The organism is Saccharibacillus sp. JS10 (assembly GCF_024436065.1).
Lineage (GTDB): Bacteria > Bacillota > Bacilli > Paenibacillales > Paenibacillaceae > Saccharibacillus.
Genome location: NZ_JANFNS010000002.1, coordinates 1,078,416 through 1,094,939 on the forward strand (window position 1 = coordinate 1,078,416; position 16,524 = coordinate 1,094,939).

The window sequence follows — 16,524 nt, forward strand, 5'->3', positions numbered from 1 at the left end:
GGGGGCTTTTTTAGTTCCGACTTGGAGTTTGTCCGAGGCAAATTCCAAGATTCTGCGTTTCTAAAAAAATACGAATATATGTTCGAAAAACGCTTGGCAAACTCTGTGAAAAGCAGTATAATAAAGGTATAGAAAAGATGTAATGAACAGAAATCATACTAATAGATAAGGGTGTGGATATATTGTCAGATCGTCGTGCTGCGCTTGATATGGCGCTTCGCCAAATAGAGAAACAATTCGGTAAAGGTTCGGTTATGAAGCTCGGAGAATCTACGCATATGAACGTAGAGGTTGTACCTAGTGGTTCGATCGCTTTGGACGTCGCTTTAGGAACAGGCGGTATGCCTCGTGGACGTATCATTGAAATCTACGGACCGGAATCTTCGGGTAAAACAACAGTAGCTCTGCACGCTGTAGCCGAAGTACAAAAAGTGGGCGGACAAGCTGCATTTATCGATGCCGAGCATGCTCTTGATCCAAAATACGCACGTAAGCTGGGCGTTAACGTTGACGAACTGTTGCTGTCGCAACCAGATACCGGTGAACAAGGTCTGGAAATCGCAGAAGCACTCGTACGCAGTGGCGCAGTAGATATCATTGTTATCGACTCCGTAGCTGCTTTGGTTCCAAAAGCGGAAATCGAAGGCGAGATGGGCGATTCGCACGTAGGTCTGCAAGCTCGTCTGATGTCGCAAGCTTTGCGTAAACTCTCCGGTGCAATCAGCAAATCGAATACGATTGCGATCTTTATCAACCAATTGCGCGAAAAAATCGGCGTAATGTTTGGTAACCCGGAAACAACTCCAGGCGGTCGCGCGCTGAAATTCTATTCCACAGTACGTCTTGATGTACGCCGGATTGAATCGATCAAAATGGGCAACGACATTGTCGGTAACCGTACACGGATTAAAGTCGTAAAAAATAAAGTCGCTCCTCCGTTCAAACAAGCGGAAGTCGATATTATGTACGGCGAAGGCATCTCGAAAGAAGGCAGCTTGATCGATATGGGTACGGATCTGGACATCGTGGAAAAAAGCGGTGCATGGTATTCCTATTCGGGCGAACGTCTGGGTCAAGGTCGCGAGAATGCGAAACAGTTCCTCAAAGAGCACAAAGATATTGCGATTGCTATCGAAACCAAAATTCGTGATGCAAGCAATTTGAATACAACGGTTGAAGAGCAATCTGAAGCTGAGAGAAAAGCCGAAGAAAAAGAAGAACAAGAATTGTTGGAATTGGAATAATCTCTTCTTAGATCTTCTATTGAAAGATCGAAGAAATGATTTGAAGCGCTCAGCCCTTTGCGGCTTGGGCGCTTTATTCAGTTAGGTGCTCTATTTACATCTAAATTACATTTAGAAAAGAGGGATCGAATGGCATTTGGAAAAAATAACTACGGAAATCGCCGGAATCGAAAAAACGACGATGATCCAAACGAAGAAAAAAGCCGCAAAGAGCGCCGTGAAGAACGAATGCACCAATTACATGACTTTCCCGAAGAAGAGGCGCAAGAAGTCACTCTAGTCGAGCTGCTGCGGCGTCCCATCAATAGTTACCGTATTTATTTTGGCAGTAGTCATATCACGGTACATGAATCGACGATGATTCGTTATGGCATGACCAAAGGTAGTTTTTTCGATAAAAAAGCAGTCCAAGATATTATTGTCGATAATGAACGTCAAGTTGCTTATGCCCAAGCGATCTATTATTTGAGTTTTAAAGCCCGAACGTCAGGTGAAGTTGAGCAAAAGCTGTTAGAAAAAGAATTAGATCCGCAGGCAATTGAAGAAACGATCAAACGCTTGATTGATGAAAAGTTGATCGACGATGCGTTTTATGCTCAAGAATGGACCAAGCAACGTGTGACCAATAAGAAAAAAGGCAAAGTAGTCGTGAAGCAAGAGTTAAAACGTAAAGGAATCAATCCGGAGTTAATTGATGAAGCGCTAGAAGCGATCGACGACGAAGATGAACTGCGTAGTGCCGAAGAATTGGCTGCTAAAAAATGGCGAACGACCAAAGGAGAATTATGGGAGCGCAAGCGCAAAACAGCAGCTTTTGTCATGCGTCGAGGGTTTTCCAGCGAGCTTGTACGCAGAGCGTTAGACAACGTATTAAGCCGTGAAGGAGAAGACGCTGAAGAGCTAGGAACCGAATTCGATTGAAGACTGAAAATTGTGTATCAAGCAAATTTGGCAATAGCTTGACAATAACTTTTGACGAAGACTACAATAAATGAGGAACGTAGTTTGAGCGAAAGCCTTTTTCCTTCCAAAAATGTGCTTTTTCCGACTATTGCTTCTGCCTAATTGACTCTCCCCCGCTTGTAAAAGACGGGCTCGGCAGCCGGTTGTTGACAACCGTCTTGCCTTATGGGAATAGCGTTGAGCTGTACCTTGAATGGACGAATGAGGGTATGAAAACCAAATGAATGATCCCGAGATCAATCTCGGAGGAACCAACGAGGAGGTGAGCAGAAATGTTAGAGCTCTGGATCGCGATTCTCGTTGCTGTCGTAACCTTATTCTTAGGGTTCATGGTTGGATATTTTATTCGCAAATCTATTGCTGAAGCTAAGATTTCCAGTGCGGAGCAAGCTGCTGAACAGATCGTAGAAAATGCGAAAAAAGATGCAGAAGCACTGAAAAAAGAAACGGTTCTCGAAGCGAAAGACGAAGTCCACCGCATAAGAACTGAAGCTGAAAAAGACATTCGTGAACGTCGGAATGAAAATCAACGACTGGAAAGACGATTGTTGCAAAAAGAAGAGTCGCTGGATAAAAAATTGGAATCGCATGAACGTAAAGAAGAACAGGTAGCGAACAAAGAGAAACGCATTGAAGAAATCAAACAACAGACAGAGAAAACGCTCGCCGAACAGTTATCAGAGTTGGAACGCATTTCTAACTTGACTACCGACGATGCAAGAACGATCATTTTGAGCAGTGTTGAACAAGAAACACGTCATGAAGCTGCCCAAATGATGAAAGACATTGAGACGCAAGCTAAAGAAGAAGCGGATCGTAAGGCTAGAGAGATCATTTCGCTTTCGATTCAGCGTTGCGCTGCGGATCACGTTGCAGAGACGACCGTATCTGTCGTCACTTTGCCTAACGAAGAAATGAAAGGTCGGATTATCGGCCGTGAAGGACGTAACATCCGGGCGCTGGAGACGTTGACAGGGATCGACCTGATCATCGACGATACGCCGGAAGCCGTAATCTTGTCCGGCTTTGATCCGATTCGCCGTGAAATCGCGCGCACAGCACTTGAGAAATTGGTTGCTGACGGTCGTATCCACCCGGCACGGATCGAAGAAATGGTGGAGAAGTCGCGTAAAGAAGTCGATGAGCGTATTCGCGAATACGGCGAACAAGCGACGTTCGAAGTGGGCACGCATGGTCTGCATCCAGATCTGATCAAGATCTTGGGACGTCTGCGTTTCCGTACAAGTTATGGACAAAATGTACTCAAGCATTCGATGGAAGTGGCTTATCTTGCGGGATTGATGGCAGGAGAACTGGGACAGGACGTTACGCTCGCAAGACGTGCCGGACTGCTTCACGACATCGGCAAAGCGCTTGATCACGAAGTGGAAGGTTCACACGTAGAAATCGGTGTTGAACTTGCCAAAAAGTACAAAGAACATCCAGTGGTTATCAACAGTATTGCTTCTCACCACGGAGATACCGAAGCGACTTCGATTATCGCCATGTTGGTTGGTGCAGCAGACGCATTGTCTGCAGCAAGACCGGGAGCACGCCGCGAAACGTTGGAGACGTATATCCGCAGACTCGAAAAGCTGGAAGAGATTTCAGAGTCTTTCGAAGGCGTCGAAAAATCTTTTGCGATCCAAGCTGGACGCGAAGTGCGCGTTATGGTTCAACCGGATCGAATCGGAGATACCGAAAGCTTCAAGCTTGCGCGTGATATTACGAAGAAAATTGAGAATGAACTGGATTATCCGGGTCATATCAAAGTTACCGTAATTCGCGAGACGCGAGCAGTCGAATACGCGAAGTAAGATTACGACTAAGCGTATGATACGCAGCGATAAGAATAAGAGAAACGGCTGCTTTTCCTTTCGAGGACGGCGCAGCCGTTTCTTCTTGTTTATATAGAGAAGGAGACTAACTATGAAATTGATCTTTATCGGCGATATCGTCGGAAGCCCGGGCCGCCGCGCGGTCAAAGAAACATTGCCTTATTTGAAATCCAAATATAATCCTCATATCGTTATTGCCAATGGTGAAAATGCAGCAGCCGGACGCGGAATCACGCATTCGATCGCTAGACAATTGTTTGAACAAGGCGTACACGGCATCACAATGGGCAACCATACTTGGGATAACAAAGAGATTTTCGAATTTATCGACGATGAACCTCGTATGGTTCGTCCAGCCAACTTTGCTCCGGGAACGCCGGGACGCGGTTACACGGTCATCAAAGCTGGCGGCAAAGAACTTGCGCTCGTTAACTTGCAGGGTCGTACCTTTTTGCCGGCAATCGATTGCCCGTTCCGCGCTGCAGACGAGATTGTCGATGAATTAAGACGTAAGCACAAATGTATTTTGGTCGATTTTCATGCCGAAGCAACATCGGAGAAGATTGCAATGGGTTGGCATTTGGATGGTCGTGCTTCGCTTGTCGTCGGTACGCATACCCATGTGCAAAGTAACGATGATCGGATTTTGCCAGGCGGTACCGCGTATTTGACAGATGCCGGAATGGTAGGTCCAAGAGACGGGATTTTGGGCATGCAGCAAGAAGGGGTATTGTATCGATTCAAGACTCAATTGCCTTCGAGATTCAATGTCGATGAAGATGGCAAATGGCATTTCCATGGCGTGTACGTCGATATCGACGAAGATACAGGACGGGCTCGCAAAATTGAAAAAATTCGCATTATGGAAGACGAATGGAGAATGGAATAGCATTTTGTAAGCTTTTTTAAAAGGATTCGTAATATTTTGTCGTTCTGACTCGAAGAAAGAAGGATTTTGCGAAAGTGCCGCGAATAATTATCAAACAGCAAATCAGGGATCAAAGCTTTTCTTGCTGCTTTGTTAATTTCATATGTTGCGCGATCTTTTATCACTTCTTCACAGAGGAGGTACAGGCTAATGGATGTATTAAAAGTTTCTGCTAAGTCGAATCCCAATTCTGTTGCCGGTGCGCTTGCAGGTGTAATTCGCGAACAAGGTGCTGCTGAGCTTCAAGCGATCGGTGCGGGCGCACTCAATCAAGCCGTAAAAGCTGTAGCAATTGCAAGAGGCTTTGTTGCACCCAGCGGCGTCGATCTGATCTGTATACCTGCTTTTACCGATGTGGTGATCGACGGCGAAGAACGAACCGCAATTAAGTTGATTGTGGAACCGAGATAGTTGAACGAAGTAGAAGGATTACTTTTGCCGAAAGGTATAAAGTAATCCTTTTTATATTTCCTTTTAGTTGTTATGACAACATTTACACCTATGAAAGCGTATAACCGTAGCCCTGACCTTTTTCTTTTGAAAAATAAGGTGTATAATAAGCAGATGCGAGTATTGGCGAATACTCGATTTGTTACGTTTGCATCATCAATAGAGAATAAGAGGAGTGACTTCCAAATGAGTAAAATCGTACCTGTTGGCGTGTCCGCACGTCATATCCATCTTAGCCAAGAACATGTTGAAATTTTGTTTGGAGAAGGATACCAACTGACAGAAATGAAGGCTCTTTCGCAACCGGGGCAATACGCAGCGAATGAGACTGTTGAAGTCGTAGGTTCCAAAAGTTCGTTCCCTAAAGTTCGTATTTTGGGTCCGGCACGTCCAGCGACTCAACTTGAAATTTCGCAAACCGATTCGTTTGCACTCGGCGTAAAAGCTCCTGTGCGTGAATCCGGTAAAACTTCGGGAACTCCAGGCATTTTGCTCAAAGGACCTGCTGGCGAAGTTCAAATCGAAGAAGGCGTAATCGTAGCGGCGCGTCATATTCACTTCCATACATCCGATGCTGCAAAATGGGATATTCAAGATCAACAAATGCTGAAAGTTCGCTTCGGCGGCGATCGCGGCGTTGTGTTTGAAAATGTCATCGCACGTGTTGCGGATTCGTTCGCACTCGATATGCACATTGATACGGATGAAGCAAATGCAGTGCTTGCCAAAACAGGCGATACAGCTGAAATCATCGACTAATCCAGACTTTACATGTCTATAGGATATACCGAAAAAGCGGAATTCTTCTTATGAAGAACTCCGCTTTTTTGCGTTGCAATCGATCCTTTTTCACTCAACTTCAGTAATCAAAAAGAAACTTAACTGTAGCGATCCCGTTATCCGCAACTTTGTACGCATACCGTACATTTTTAATCGTCGTTTTGCGGCAAGCTTTCATAATTTGATCCAAAGCCAATTGAGGAGAAGCTACGTTAAAATCGTGCTGAACCGTTAGATCGCTTTTGCCTTTTGCGATGGATGCCAGCACTTTTTGTTGAAGCGCAGCGGTGCTATACGTCATTTCTCCGCCAATCGCGCTTAACAAGTTCCGATACTTGGCACTGGTTTTCGCTTTTTTCGCAAGTGCTGTCCGATAATCGGCGGTTGCCGTAGGCACTCCGGTTCTTTTCCATGTGTGGTCGCGCGCCAGCAACTTGTCGGTCACCAGATAATACGAGTACGAGACTTCGTTTTTGCGATCCGGTGTTGGGTCATCCCAAGTCATATCGAGGTTATACCAGTTGCCATTTACTTTGACTTTGTTCCAGACATGCGCTTGTCCGCCGGCTGCGCCTTCAACCATCCGGTTTTCGATCCCGGCAAGCGTAAGCATCCGATACCCTAGCAACGCATAACCTTGACACACCGTAGTGCCTTTGGTTAGACCATCATAAGCGGAATAAAAAGTAAGCGACTCGTCGTAAGCAAAACGTTTGACGATATAATCATGGATCACTTTGACTTTTTCTTCTTGACTCATACCGGGTTTAACGATCGTTTTCAACGTCGCTTTTGCTTGAGCAGTCACATAATCGCTTTGCTGCTTATTTTCCAGATACGAAATGGTCAGTTGAACATTCGCTTTCGAGCCGCGAGTGCTATAACGTGTATCGACTCGATCCAGGGTATAGCGAGCATACGCATCCGCTTGCAGAGCCGCGCGATCAATCAAGCTGTTAATCCGCGAAAGTTGAGCTGTCGTCATGTTGATCGTCAGCGTCGTTTTTTTCTGTTCAAAAGCCGACGTGATCGAAGAGATGACTGACGTGTCGGATGAAGCAGCAAATACGGTCTGAGGTGCACTAGAAGCAATTGCTGAAGCTCCGATTAACGTTGCCACTAAATACAAAATAATCCGTTTCTTTTTCAACAATGATCCTCCTTCGGTCTGAATAAACTCAGTACTCTACAGTATACCTTACAATCGCGCGTTACGTTACAAAAAGATTACGTCAGGAAACTAATGGAATGAACAGGTGCAATATGATATAATTTTTTACCGTATACGTATAGGATTATTACGCCTATTGATTTGATAAAAGGAGGAGCAAAACCAATGAGTACGAATCAATATTCGGATCACCCGGCTGAAAACTTAAACGCTCCGACCCGCACTTGGAATCGTAGCGATATTTTAGATAAAACGAAAGAACTGGCAGGATTGATTTCCTCTAGTGAAGAAGTCCGGATTTTTCAACAAGCGGAACGTCAGATTAACGGGCATGAACGAATCCAATATTTGATCACCACGATCAAAAAGAAGCAAAAAGAAGTCGTCGCGTTCGAAGCGATGAAAAATGCGAAAATGGCAGGTCAGATTGAAGCTGAGTTGCAGGATTTACAAGACGAGTTGGATGGCATTCCGATCGTTAGCGATTATCAGGAAGGTCAGGTCGAGATTAACGATTTGCTACAAATGGTCGTTTCTGCGATTCATAGTACCGTGTCGGAGAAGATCGCAGTCGAAAGAGGCGCGGATACGCCCCCTTCTTCTTGCGGTTAAAAGGCGGTAACAGCGAACAAGGCGCGGAATTGATTCCGCGTCTTTTCTTATGGTAGAACAAGCACGATTCCAGAAAGGGCGGGACGTATGGAACGTAAAGGAACTGAAGAAGCTGAAGCGCCGGTATATCAAGTTGAGCTTGAAGATCTGCCAACCGAATTGCGAACCTCAACGTATTTTGAAGTAAAAAACGCTGCGTGGATAGAAGAAGCACAGTGGTGGGCAATACGCATAAACGAAACTGTGCATGCTGCTCTGGCTTGTGTTCAGATCGGCGCAGAAGAAATTGAAATCCCATATGTGGCGGCGACCAGAGAAATGACCAATGATCCTCACATATTGACACGGTTAATAAAAAAAGTCGATTTCTTATCGAAGCAGCAAGGGATTCGGCGACTGATTGCTTATACGGATAGTCAAGATCTTCAACTGCTTTCTGCTTATCAGAACGCCGGGTTCCGAATTCTTGCTGCTCAGCATCATAAACAGACTGGGAGTTCCTTTATAGGATCTGCCGATAACGGTTTATTCCCGCGAGATACGTTGATTATGGAATCACTTGAAATAAGCAAAGTCGCACAGCAAAAGTTGACTATCGATCCTAAGGTGATTGTAAGGCGAGCCGAATTAGGAGATAGCCGACATTTACTTGCGATGAAAAAGAAGATGGATTTGGAGACGACCGCAATGTTATACGAACCGGGTGAGCGGCGTATGACTGACGGGGATCAATTGGAGCAAATTCGTTATTTACTTCGTAGTTCCAACTGCTTGCTGCTTATCGCGGAAAGCGATGGGGAAGTAATCGGCTATTTGGAAGCGACCGGAGGCAAAGTCAGACGCAATCAGCATACGATTTACGTCGTGATTGGAATCCTGGAGTCTTATACAGGAAAAAGTCTAGGTCGCCGAATGTTCGAAAATATGTTCGAGTGGGCGGAACGCAGACGGTTACGACGTGCCGAATTGACGGTACAAGCTTCGAATCAAAGAGCCTATCGATTGTATCGCTCGTTAGGATTTCATTTGGAAGGAATTATGCGTGAAGCCTTGATTATAGATGGAGAACCTGAAGATTTGTATCAGATGGGTTGCCATTTACCACACAGGGTTGACAAATAAAATGAGTGTGTCATAATGATAATATCATATTTGGAACTTACCTGAATTTCAATTTATCAAAGGCTGCGATGGTGATGCGAATGAACGAACATGATGAACAAAAAAAGTATGACGTTAAAAAGTATCGGACTCCGGATGGAGCGCCGGCAGATATTGTAATGTTTACATTGACCAAGCGTGAGCGCAAAACGGTAACCAAAACACTTCCGTTACGCGAACTTCGAGTGATGTTGATTCGTCGCCGTGCTTGGCCTTATGCAGGGAAGTGGGCATTACCCGGCGGATTTTCTCGGGATGACGAATCTTTGCATGAAGCGGCATTACGTGAGTTAAAAGAAGAAACAGGCGTGGTTGGACGTCATTTGGAATATTTGAGTGTATACAGCGATCCGGGTAGAGATCCTCGCGGCTGGATTATCTCTCACGCCTTTTTCGCTTTGGTGGAAGAAGAAGTATTGGAGAAACGCCAAGCGGCAGACGATGCCGAAGAAGTCGGATTGTTTACGATTGAAGAAGCGTTGGAAAAATTGGATCTAGGTTTTGACCACCGCGATATCATTGCGGAAGCTTACCGAAGAATTCAAGAAAAAATGCTTCAGACGACGATTGCTCGCAAATTTTTGCCGCACGAATTTACGCTGAGCGAACTTTATCAAGTTATCAAAGCTGTCGTACCGGACTTTGAAGAACCGAACTTTATTCGGAAGATTACGTCTACGCGAAGTCGAAAAGGTATTTTGGAAGAAGTTCGCGACGAACAAGGGCATTTGGTTAGCTCGAATCAATATTCGCAGCGTCCGGCACAATTATATCGCTTTTTGGATAATGTCCCACGGTTATCGATCTATTCGTAGACAGGAGCGTGAATCCCTATGACAAAAGCTTTAATCGTGATCGATTATACGAATGATTTTGTAGATGGAAGTTTACCGGTTGGTGACCCTGCAATTCAGATCGAGCAGCGTATTGTCGAGTTGACGAAGCAATTTGTGCAAAATGATCAGTACACCGTAATGGCGGTAGATCTTCATGAAAAGAATGATCCTTATCACCCTGAAAGTTCATTGTTTCCACCGCACAATATCGTAGGAACGACTGGACGGGAATTATACGGGCAGCTTGCCGATACGTACGAACAACGTCAATCGCAGATTTATTGGATGGATAAAACCCGGTATAGCGCTTTTGCTGGCACGGATTTGGAGTTACGACTACGGAGTCGAGGCATCACGGAATTGCATCTTATAGGCGTATGCACCGATATTTGTGTGCTCCATACCGCAGTCGATGCGTACAACTTGGGATTTTCGATTGTGGTACATGAAGATGCAGTGGCGAGTTTCAATGCAGCCGGTCATGAATGGGCTTTAGGTCATTTTAAAAGCAGTCTAGGAGCCGAAGTCGTTTCGAACTGGCAGGTAAATGGGTAACTTTGAGGAATCATCATTTATTTGCTGCAAGGCAGACCGCGCGCCGATCTCGGTTGCGCGGTTGTCTATGAAGCGGTATCGGAGGAGATCAGAATATGGAAACCACTGGAATGGCTTTACATACAGATAAATACCAGATCAATATGATGTATGCGCATTGGATGAACGGAACACACAAGCATCGTGCTGTATTCGAAGCTTATTTCCGCTCCCTTCCTTTTGGGAATGGGTATGGCGTTTTTGCAGGGCTCGAGCGGATTGTTCATTATATTTCGAGTTTACGTTTTCAAGACGACGATATTCGTTATCTGTCGGAACAAGAAGAAAATTACGATCCGCGCTTTTTGGAAGAATTACGGACGTTCCGTTTTACGGGTCATGTTCATTCCATGCGCGAAGGAGCAGTCGTATTTCCTAACGAGCCACTGATCCGGGTTGAAGGTACGATTTTTGAAGCACAGCTTGTTGAGACGGCATTGCTTAACTTTATGAACTTCCAGACATTGATCGCAACGAAAGCGGCTCGGATCAAGCAAGCTGCCGACGGCGATATTTTGCTGGAGTTCGGTACACGCCGCGCTCAAGAAGCCGATGCAGCGGTATGGGGAGCGCGAGCTGCTTACGTATCCGGATTCCATGCCACTTCGAATATGATGGCAGGCAAACGTTTCGGTATTCCGACAAAAGGCACACACGCTCACTCTTGGGTACAAAGTTTTGCCAGCGAACAAGAAGCGTTTGATAATTATGCGGAAGTCTTGCCTGACGGCTCCACCTTGCTGGTCGATACATTCGATACGTTGCAAAGCGGCGTGCCTCATGCCATTCAAACAGCGAAAAAGCTCGAAGAACGCGGCAAGCGCTTGAACTCGATTCGTTTGGACAGCGGAGACTTGGCTTATCTATCGATTGAAGCCCGCAAAATGTTGGACGCGGCCGGGCTTGATTATGTGAAAATTGTAGCTTCGAACGATCTGGACGAAAATACGATTACCGAGCTGAAAACGCAAGATGCCCGAATTGATATTTGGGGCGTAGGTACGCAGCTTATTACCGCACACGATCAGCCTTCGCTGGGCGGCGTCTATAAGTTGGTTGAACGTGAAGTCGACGGAAGTATGCAGCCAACGATCAAAATTTCAGCGAATCCGGAAAAAGTTACAACGCCGGGTAAAAAAGACGTCTACCGGATTATCGACCAAGGAACAGGCAAAGCGATTGCCGATTATATCTGTTTCCCTGAGGAAGAAGAACCGCGTGAAGGCAAGCGGCTGAAGTTGTTCAATCCACTGCATACGTATATTCGACGTTATGTGAAAAATTATGAAGCGATTCCGATGTTGGTTCCGATCTTTGAAGACGGTAAACAAGTCTACGAACTGCCTTCTCTTGACGAGATTCGTGATTATCATGTCTCGCAGCTGAACTTGTTCTGGCCGCAATATTTGCGTAAGCTGAATCCTGAGATTTACCGCGTGAATATTAGCGAAAAAGCTTGGCAGCTGAAACAAGGTCTGATTGATCGTTATATGGAAGAAAACGAAATCGAAGTTACGCCGGAAAATTAACAGATGACAAAGCGGAATCTTCTTCGGAAGATTTCGCTTTTTTACACACACTCCATCATCCACAAGGAGGATCATTATGAACGCATCATTTCAAGCTTTTTGGTTAGAAGAAAGTAATGAACGTGTGACCGGAACGGTAAAAACGATAGATGCTGAGCAACTACCACCAGGTGAAGTGACGGTGAAGGTTCATTATTCGGACGTGAACTACAAAGACGGGTTGGCGAGTATCAAAGAAGGACAAGTAGTGCGGAACTATCCGTTTATTCCGGGAATTGATCTTGCGGGCGAAGTGATCGCTTCGGAAGACGCACGTTTTTCCATTGGTGATCGCGTATTATGTACGGGTTATGGATTAGGCGTTTCTCATTTTGGCGGATATAGTCAGCAAGCCCGTGTGCCTGCCGATTGGTTAGTCAAAGTGCCGGAGTCGTTGACGTTACGCGAAGCCATGATTCTTGGAACAGCCGGATTTACTGCTGCGATGTCAGTCGATGCGATCTTGAGTGCCGGAATTACACCGGAAAATGGACCTGTACTCGTAACCGGAGCATCGGGCGGAGTCGGAAGCGTCGCGGTCGCGATTTTTTCCAAACTCGGCTTTGAAGTGACCGCAAGCAGCGGCAAAGAACAAGAATGGGATTGGCTCAAAAAATTAGGCGCTTCCCACACCATTTCCCGAGAAGAAGCTCAAAGCCCGTCTAAAGGCCCGCTTGGAAAAGGGTTCTGGTCAGCAATCGTGGATCCTGTCGGCGGAGCGGGTACAGGCGAACGATTAAAACAGATCAAATATCGAGGCGTACTCGCGTTATCCGGCTTAACGGGAGGCGGAGATTTCCCAACAAGCGTACATCCGTTTATTTTACGCGGGGTTACATTGGCAGGTATCGATTCGGTACAATGCCCGATGCCACTGCGATTGAAGATATGGGAGAAGCTTGCGACCGATTGGAAACCGGATGTAATCTTTGAACAAGGCGTACATGAAGTAACGTTAGAACAACTGCCGGAAGCTTTAGAACGTATTTTGAAAGGGCAAGCTGTAGGTCGACAATTGGTAACGATCTCGGCTCAATCTTAACGCTTGTTTTGAAGGAGAGTGTAGCATGAATCCCAACATTCCGGTTTATTTACTATCTGGATTTCTTGGTAGTGGCAAAACGACATTGTTACAACGACTGATCGCCTATTGGCAAGAACAAGGCTTGAAGCCGGCAGTCATTATCAATGAATTAGGCGATATGAATTTGGATGGTATGTTAGTGGATACCAAAGTACCGACAGCAGAATTGTTAGGCGGTTGTATCTGCTGTACGGTGCGCGAAGATCTTGCCGGAGAACTTGCGATGCTGGTCGAGCGTGACGCTCCTGATGTCATTGTGATCGAAGCGACAGGAGCCGCGAATCCTATTGACCTCTTAGACGCTGCGACAGAGACGGCGATGTACGCAGGGATCGAAATTCAAGGTCTGATTACGGTCGCGGACGCTGCTCATTTACTTGAGATGAACCGGAGCCGCGGAGGGCGTACGTATGCGTTGATGCAAGATCAGATTCGCTGCGCATCGGTTATTCTATTGAATAAGCTAGATCGAGTGAATGAACAGGAGCAAGCCGAATTGGAGCAGATGATCGGAGAATGGAATCCATATGCGCCCATCCTTCCTGCTATTCGGTGCGAAGTGAATCCAGAGCAGCTATTAAGTACTGGATTTTCTGAAGCTTATTCGAAGCAAGGCTCCTTGCAAAAAACGCCGTCTGGACGGTTGACTATGGCGGGAGCGGGGCACCAACACGTCACTTCGTATACCCATCGTTTTACGCAGCCAATTGATAGCGAGCAGTTTGAACAGATGATTTCAACATTGCCTCGCGAGATTTACCGTGCCAAAGGGTTGCTGACTTTTTCAGATACGGCGAGTCGATTCTTGTTTCAATATGCGTTTCGGGAATTGGATTTTATCAAAGTGACTCCGCAAGAAAACATGGCAGACATGGCGGTATTTATCGGAGAACATTTCTCGGCTGATAAGCTTCGCAAGCGACTTCAAGCTTTGGAAAACGGCGAATATACGGCTTGAAGCAAGTAGGCGGTCAAGGTTTCATTTTTGTGATTTTTCGGGTAATGGGTATCATCGAAGGCTGAAAAAGCCTTAACCCACAACTAGGAGGAACACCCCATGACCCACACGACCGTGACTACATACCAAGAATGTATCGACGCCTGCATCCGTTGCATGAATGTTTGTAACGTTAGCTATGTTTCGAGTTTGAAAGGGCTTGATATTTTCGAACTGCGCGAATGTTTAAAAATGTATCGGGAATGTGCGGATTTGTGCGGAATTGCGATTCAAGCAATGACACGTAATAGCCCATATGTCGCTGAGATTTGCGAGCTTGTTGCCAAAGCTTGCGACGCTTGCGCCGACGAATGTATGAAGCATCCGCACGAACATTGCCAAGACTGTGTGAAAGTATCCCGCGAATGCGCAGATATTTGCCGCAATGTGCTCGTAGCTGCTTGATCCATATCCTCATATAAAAAAGACTGTTCCGTACGCCGTATGAAGGCGAGGGACAGTCTTTTTTGTTTACCCTTTTGTTCCAGCTGTCAAATTCATCCCTTCGATAAAATACTTTTGGAAGATGAAAAACAGCACGATAACAGGAAGCAATACGATCACCGAACCCGCCATCAAATAATTCCACTGGGTCTGCACGCTGCCGCGGAACGATTGAAGGCCGATTTGCAGCGTATAAAGCACTTCGTCGTTTACATATAGCAGAGGACCGAGGAAATCGTTCCAAGCCCCGTTAAAAGCAAAAATCGCGATCGCAGCCAGCGCAGGTTTGGATAACGGAATCACGATTCTCGCCCAGATATACAGGTGATTCGCTCCGTCGATTTTTGCCGCTTCACTCAGTTCTTTGGGAATACTTAGATAAAATTGTCGCAACATAAAGATATAAAAAGCACTCCCGAGAAATTGCGGAATAATCAGCGGATAATACGTACCGACCAGATGTAACTTCGAAAAAAGGACATATTGCGGAATCAACGTAACGAATCCGGGAATCATCATTGTGGCGAGCAGTACCGAGAACCAAAATCGTTTGCCCCGAAATTTGATCTTTGCAAATCCGTAAGCGATAAAAGAATTCATGATCACATTTCCGACTACCGCAAAAAAAGCGAGCATTAACGTGTTAAACGCATATAACGTGAACGGAGCCGCTTGCCACGTATGCAGATAATTGTCGAAATGAAACTCATTCGGAATAAAAGTCGGCGGGTACTGCGCGATTTCTTGCGGCGACTTCAGCGACGTCGAAATCATCCACCAAAGTGGCAGCAAAAACAGCAAACTTCCCGCAGAAAGCAAAATAAATACTAAAATGTCGCGCAGTGAAAGTCGGCGTTTGCGTACACGAACATTGTAAGCGTCGATCGGCGGTTGCTGCATCAATCTTCGCCTCCTTCATAGTAGACCCAGCGCTTGGACATTCGCAGATTGATCAAAGTCAAGATCAAGACGATCACGAACAGCACCCAAGCCATTGCCATCGCATAACCCATATTGAATAGTTTGAATGCTTGATTCCACATATATAGATTGTAGAACAGCAGGGAACCCATAGGTCCTCCGTTACCGCTATCGGTCATGACATAACCTTCTTGGAAAATTTGAAAACCGCCGATAAAGCTTGTCACCACATCGAAAAAGATAACAGGCGAGATCATCGGTAATGTAATATGCCAAAACCGTCGGAAAGCCGAAGCGCCGTCCAATTTTGCAGATTCATAGAGTTGTGCAGGAACGCCTTGAAGACTTGCCAAATACAGCAGCATTCCTCCGCCGACACTCCACATTTTCATCATAATAATCGCAGGTTTGGTCCACATCGGATCGCTTAACCAAGCTGGACCTGCAATCCCGATCCAGCCGAGCAGCGTATTAATCAGACCTGTCGACGGATTAAGCAATTGAATCCACAAAAAATAAACACCGACACCCGACAATACCGCCGGCAAATAATAGATCGTACGAAACACGCGCATACCGGCAATCCGTTCATTGAGCATCAAAGCCAATAGAATCGACCCGATTGTAGTCAGCGGTACCATAAGAGCGACATAATAAAGCGTGTTATAAAGCGATTTCCAAAAAAGCGGATCGTTCGTAAACAAAGTGACGTAATTACGCAGCCCTACGATGTTCATGCGCGAAGTCACATCATAATCGGTAAAGCTGCCGTAAAGAGAGAACAGCATCGGGAATAACGTAATCCCAAAAAGTCCAACCAACCACGGCAAAATGAACAAATAACCTTGAAGCTCCTCACGGCGCGCAAGTCTGGATAACTTTTTGCGTTTTATTTTCGGCACCGGTGTACGGAGTGTTTTAGTCATCGTAAGC

General features: G+C 45.8%; 17 protein-coding genes. 14 read left to right on the top strand and 3 right to left on the bottom strand.

Features of this window, described 5'->3' with window-relative positions; genetic code table 11:
- Positions 1–182 precede the first annotated feature (182 nt).
- The 6 genes from recA (at position 183) to pduL (ending at position 6,182) form a co-directional block, all read left to right on the top strand.
- Positions 183–1,244 (top strand): recombinase RecA, encoded by a 1,062-nt coding sequence (recA, locus tag NOM90_RS10335; protein WP_255941777.1) that lies wholly within the window; start codon positions 183–185, stop codon positions 1,242–1,244.
- A gap of 129 nt (positions 1,245–1,373) precedes the next feature.
- Positions 1,374–2,165: a regulatory protein RecX gene (locus NOM90_RS10340; RefSeq protein WP_255941778.1), complete on the top strand. Its 792-nt coding sequence runs from the start codon at positions 1,374–1,376 to the stop codon at positions 2,163–2,165.
- A gap of 314 nt (positions 2,166–2,479) precedes the next feature.
- Entirely contained in the window at positions 2,480–4,024 is a 1,545-nt protein-coding gene (gene rny, locus NOM90_RS10345; RefSeq protein ID WP_255941780.1) for a ribonuclease Y, read from the top strand.
- 112 nt (positions 4,025–4,136) lie between these two features.
- Entirely contained in the window at positions 4,137–4,934 is a 798-nt protein-coding gene (locus NOM90_RS10350) for a TIGR00282 family metallophosphoesterase (RefSeq protein ID WP_255941781.1), read from the top strand.
- Positions 4,935–5,123: 189 nt separating this feature from the next.
- Positions 5,124–5,384 carry a stage V sporulation protein S gene (locus tag NOM90_RS10355; protein WP_255941782.1) on the top strand — a complete coding sequence of 87 codons (261 nt, stop codon included), beginning with the start codon at positions 5,124–5,126 and terminating at the stop codon, positions 5,382–5,384.
- 225 nt (positions 5,385–5,609) lie between these two features.
- Entirely contained in the window at positions 5,610–6,182 is a 573-nt protein-coding gene (gene pduL / locus NOM90_RS10360) for a phosphate propanoyltransferase (protein ID WP_255941783.1), read from the top strand.
- Positions 6,183–6,282: 100 nt separating this feature from the next.
- On the opposite strand, the gene NOM90_RS10365 is transcribed toward pduL, so the two are convergent.
- On the bottom strand, positions 6,283–7,353 hold the full coding sequence (locus tag NOM90_RS10365) for a transglutaminase domain-containing protein (protein ID WP_255941784.1): 1,071 nt from the start codon (positions 7,351–7,353) through the stop codon (positions 6,283–6,285).
- Positions 7,354–7,539: 186 nt separating this feature from the next.
- Between NOM90_RS10365 and NOM90_RS10370 the strand changes: the two genes are divergently transcribed.
- The 8 genes from NOM90_RS10370 (at position 7,540) to NOM90_RS10405 (ending at position 14,631) form a co-directional block, all read left to right on the top strand.
- A complete protein-coding gene (locus NOM90_RS10370; protein WP_255941785.1) occupies positions 7,540–7,986 on the top strand; it encodes a YlbF/YmcA family competence regulator in 447 nt (148 codons plus the stop codon).
- 87 nt (positions 7,987–8,073) lie between these two features.
- Positions 8,074–9,108, top strand: a complete 1,035-nt coding sequence (locus tag NOM90_RS10375) for a GNAT family N-acetyltransferase (protein ID WP_255941786.1) — start codon at positions 8,074–8,076, stop codon at positions 9,106–9,108.
- Positions 9,109–9,176: 68 nt separating this feature from the next.
- Complete coding sequence (locus NOM90_RS10380; RefSeq protein WP_370866587.1) at positions 9,177–9,962, top strand: NUDIX hydrolase; 786 nt, start codon at positions 9,177–9,179, stop codon at positions 9,960–9,962.
- Positions 9,963–9,980: 18 nt separating this feature from the next.
- Entirely contained in the window at positions 9,981–10,538 is a 558-nt protein-coding gene (locus tag NOM90_RS10385; protein WP_255941788.1) for a cysteine hydrolase family protein, read from the top strand.
- 95 nt (positions 10,539–10,633) lie between these two features.
- Positions 10,634–12,106 (top strand): nicotinate phosphoribosyltransferase, encoded by a 1,473-nt coding sequence (locus tag NOM90_RS10390; protein ID WP_255941789.1) that lies wholly within the window; start codon positions 10,634–10,636, stop codon positions 12,104–12,106.
- Between the two features lie 76 nt (positions 12,107–12,182).
- Positions 12,183–13,187, top strand: a complete 1,005-nt coding sequence (locus NOM90_RS10395) for an acrylyl-CoA reductase family protein (RefSeq protein WP_255941790.1) — start codon at positions 12,183–12,185, stop codon at positions 13,185–13,187.
- 25 nt (positions 13,188–13,212) lie between these two features.
- On the top strand, positions 13,213–14,187 hold the full coding sequence (locus tag NOM90_RS10400) for a CobW family GTP-binding protein (RefSeq protein ID WP_255941791.1): 975 nt from the start codon (positions 13,213–13,215) through the stop codon (positions 14,185–14,187).
- 99 nt (positions 14,188–14,286) lie between these two features.
- Positions 14,287–14,631, top strand: a complete 345-nt coding sequence (locus NOM90_RS10405; RefSeq protein ID WP_255941792.1) for a four-helix bundle copper-binding protein — start codon at positions 14,287–14,289, stop codon at positions 14,629–14,631.
- A gap of 66 nt (positions 14,632–14,697) precedes the next feature.
- Here the strand turns inward: NOM90_RS10405 and NOM90_RS10410 are convergent, their stop codons facing one another.
- Positions 14,698–15,570, bottom strand: coding sequence for a carbohydrate ABC transporter permease (locus tag NOM90_RS10410; RefSeq protein WP_255941794.1), 873 nt, complete (start codon positions 15,568–15,570; stop codon positions 14,698–14,700).
- Entirely contained in the window at positions 15,570–16,517 is a 948-nt protein-coding gene (locus NOM90_RS10415; protein ID WP_255941796.1) for a carbohydrate ABC transporter permease, read from the bottom strand. Before NOM90_RS10415 ends, NOM90_RS10410 begins: the two co-directional genes overlap by 1 nt.
- Positions 16,518–16,524: the final 7 nt, after the last annotated feature.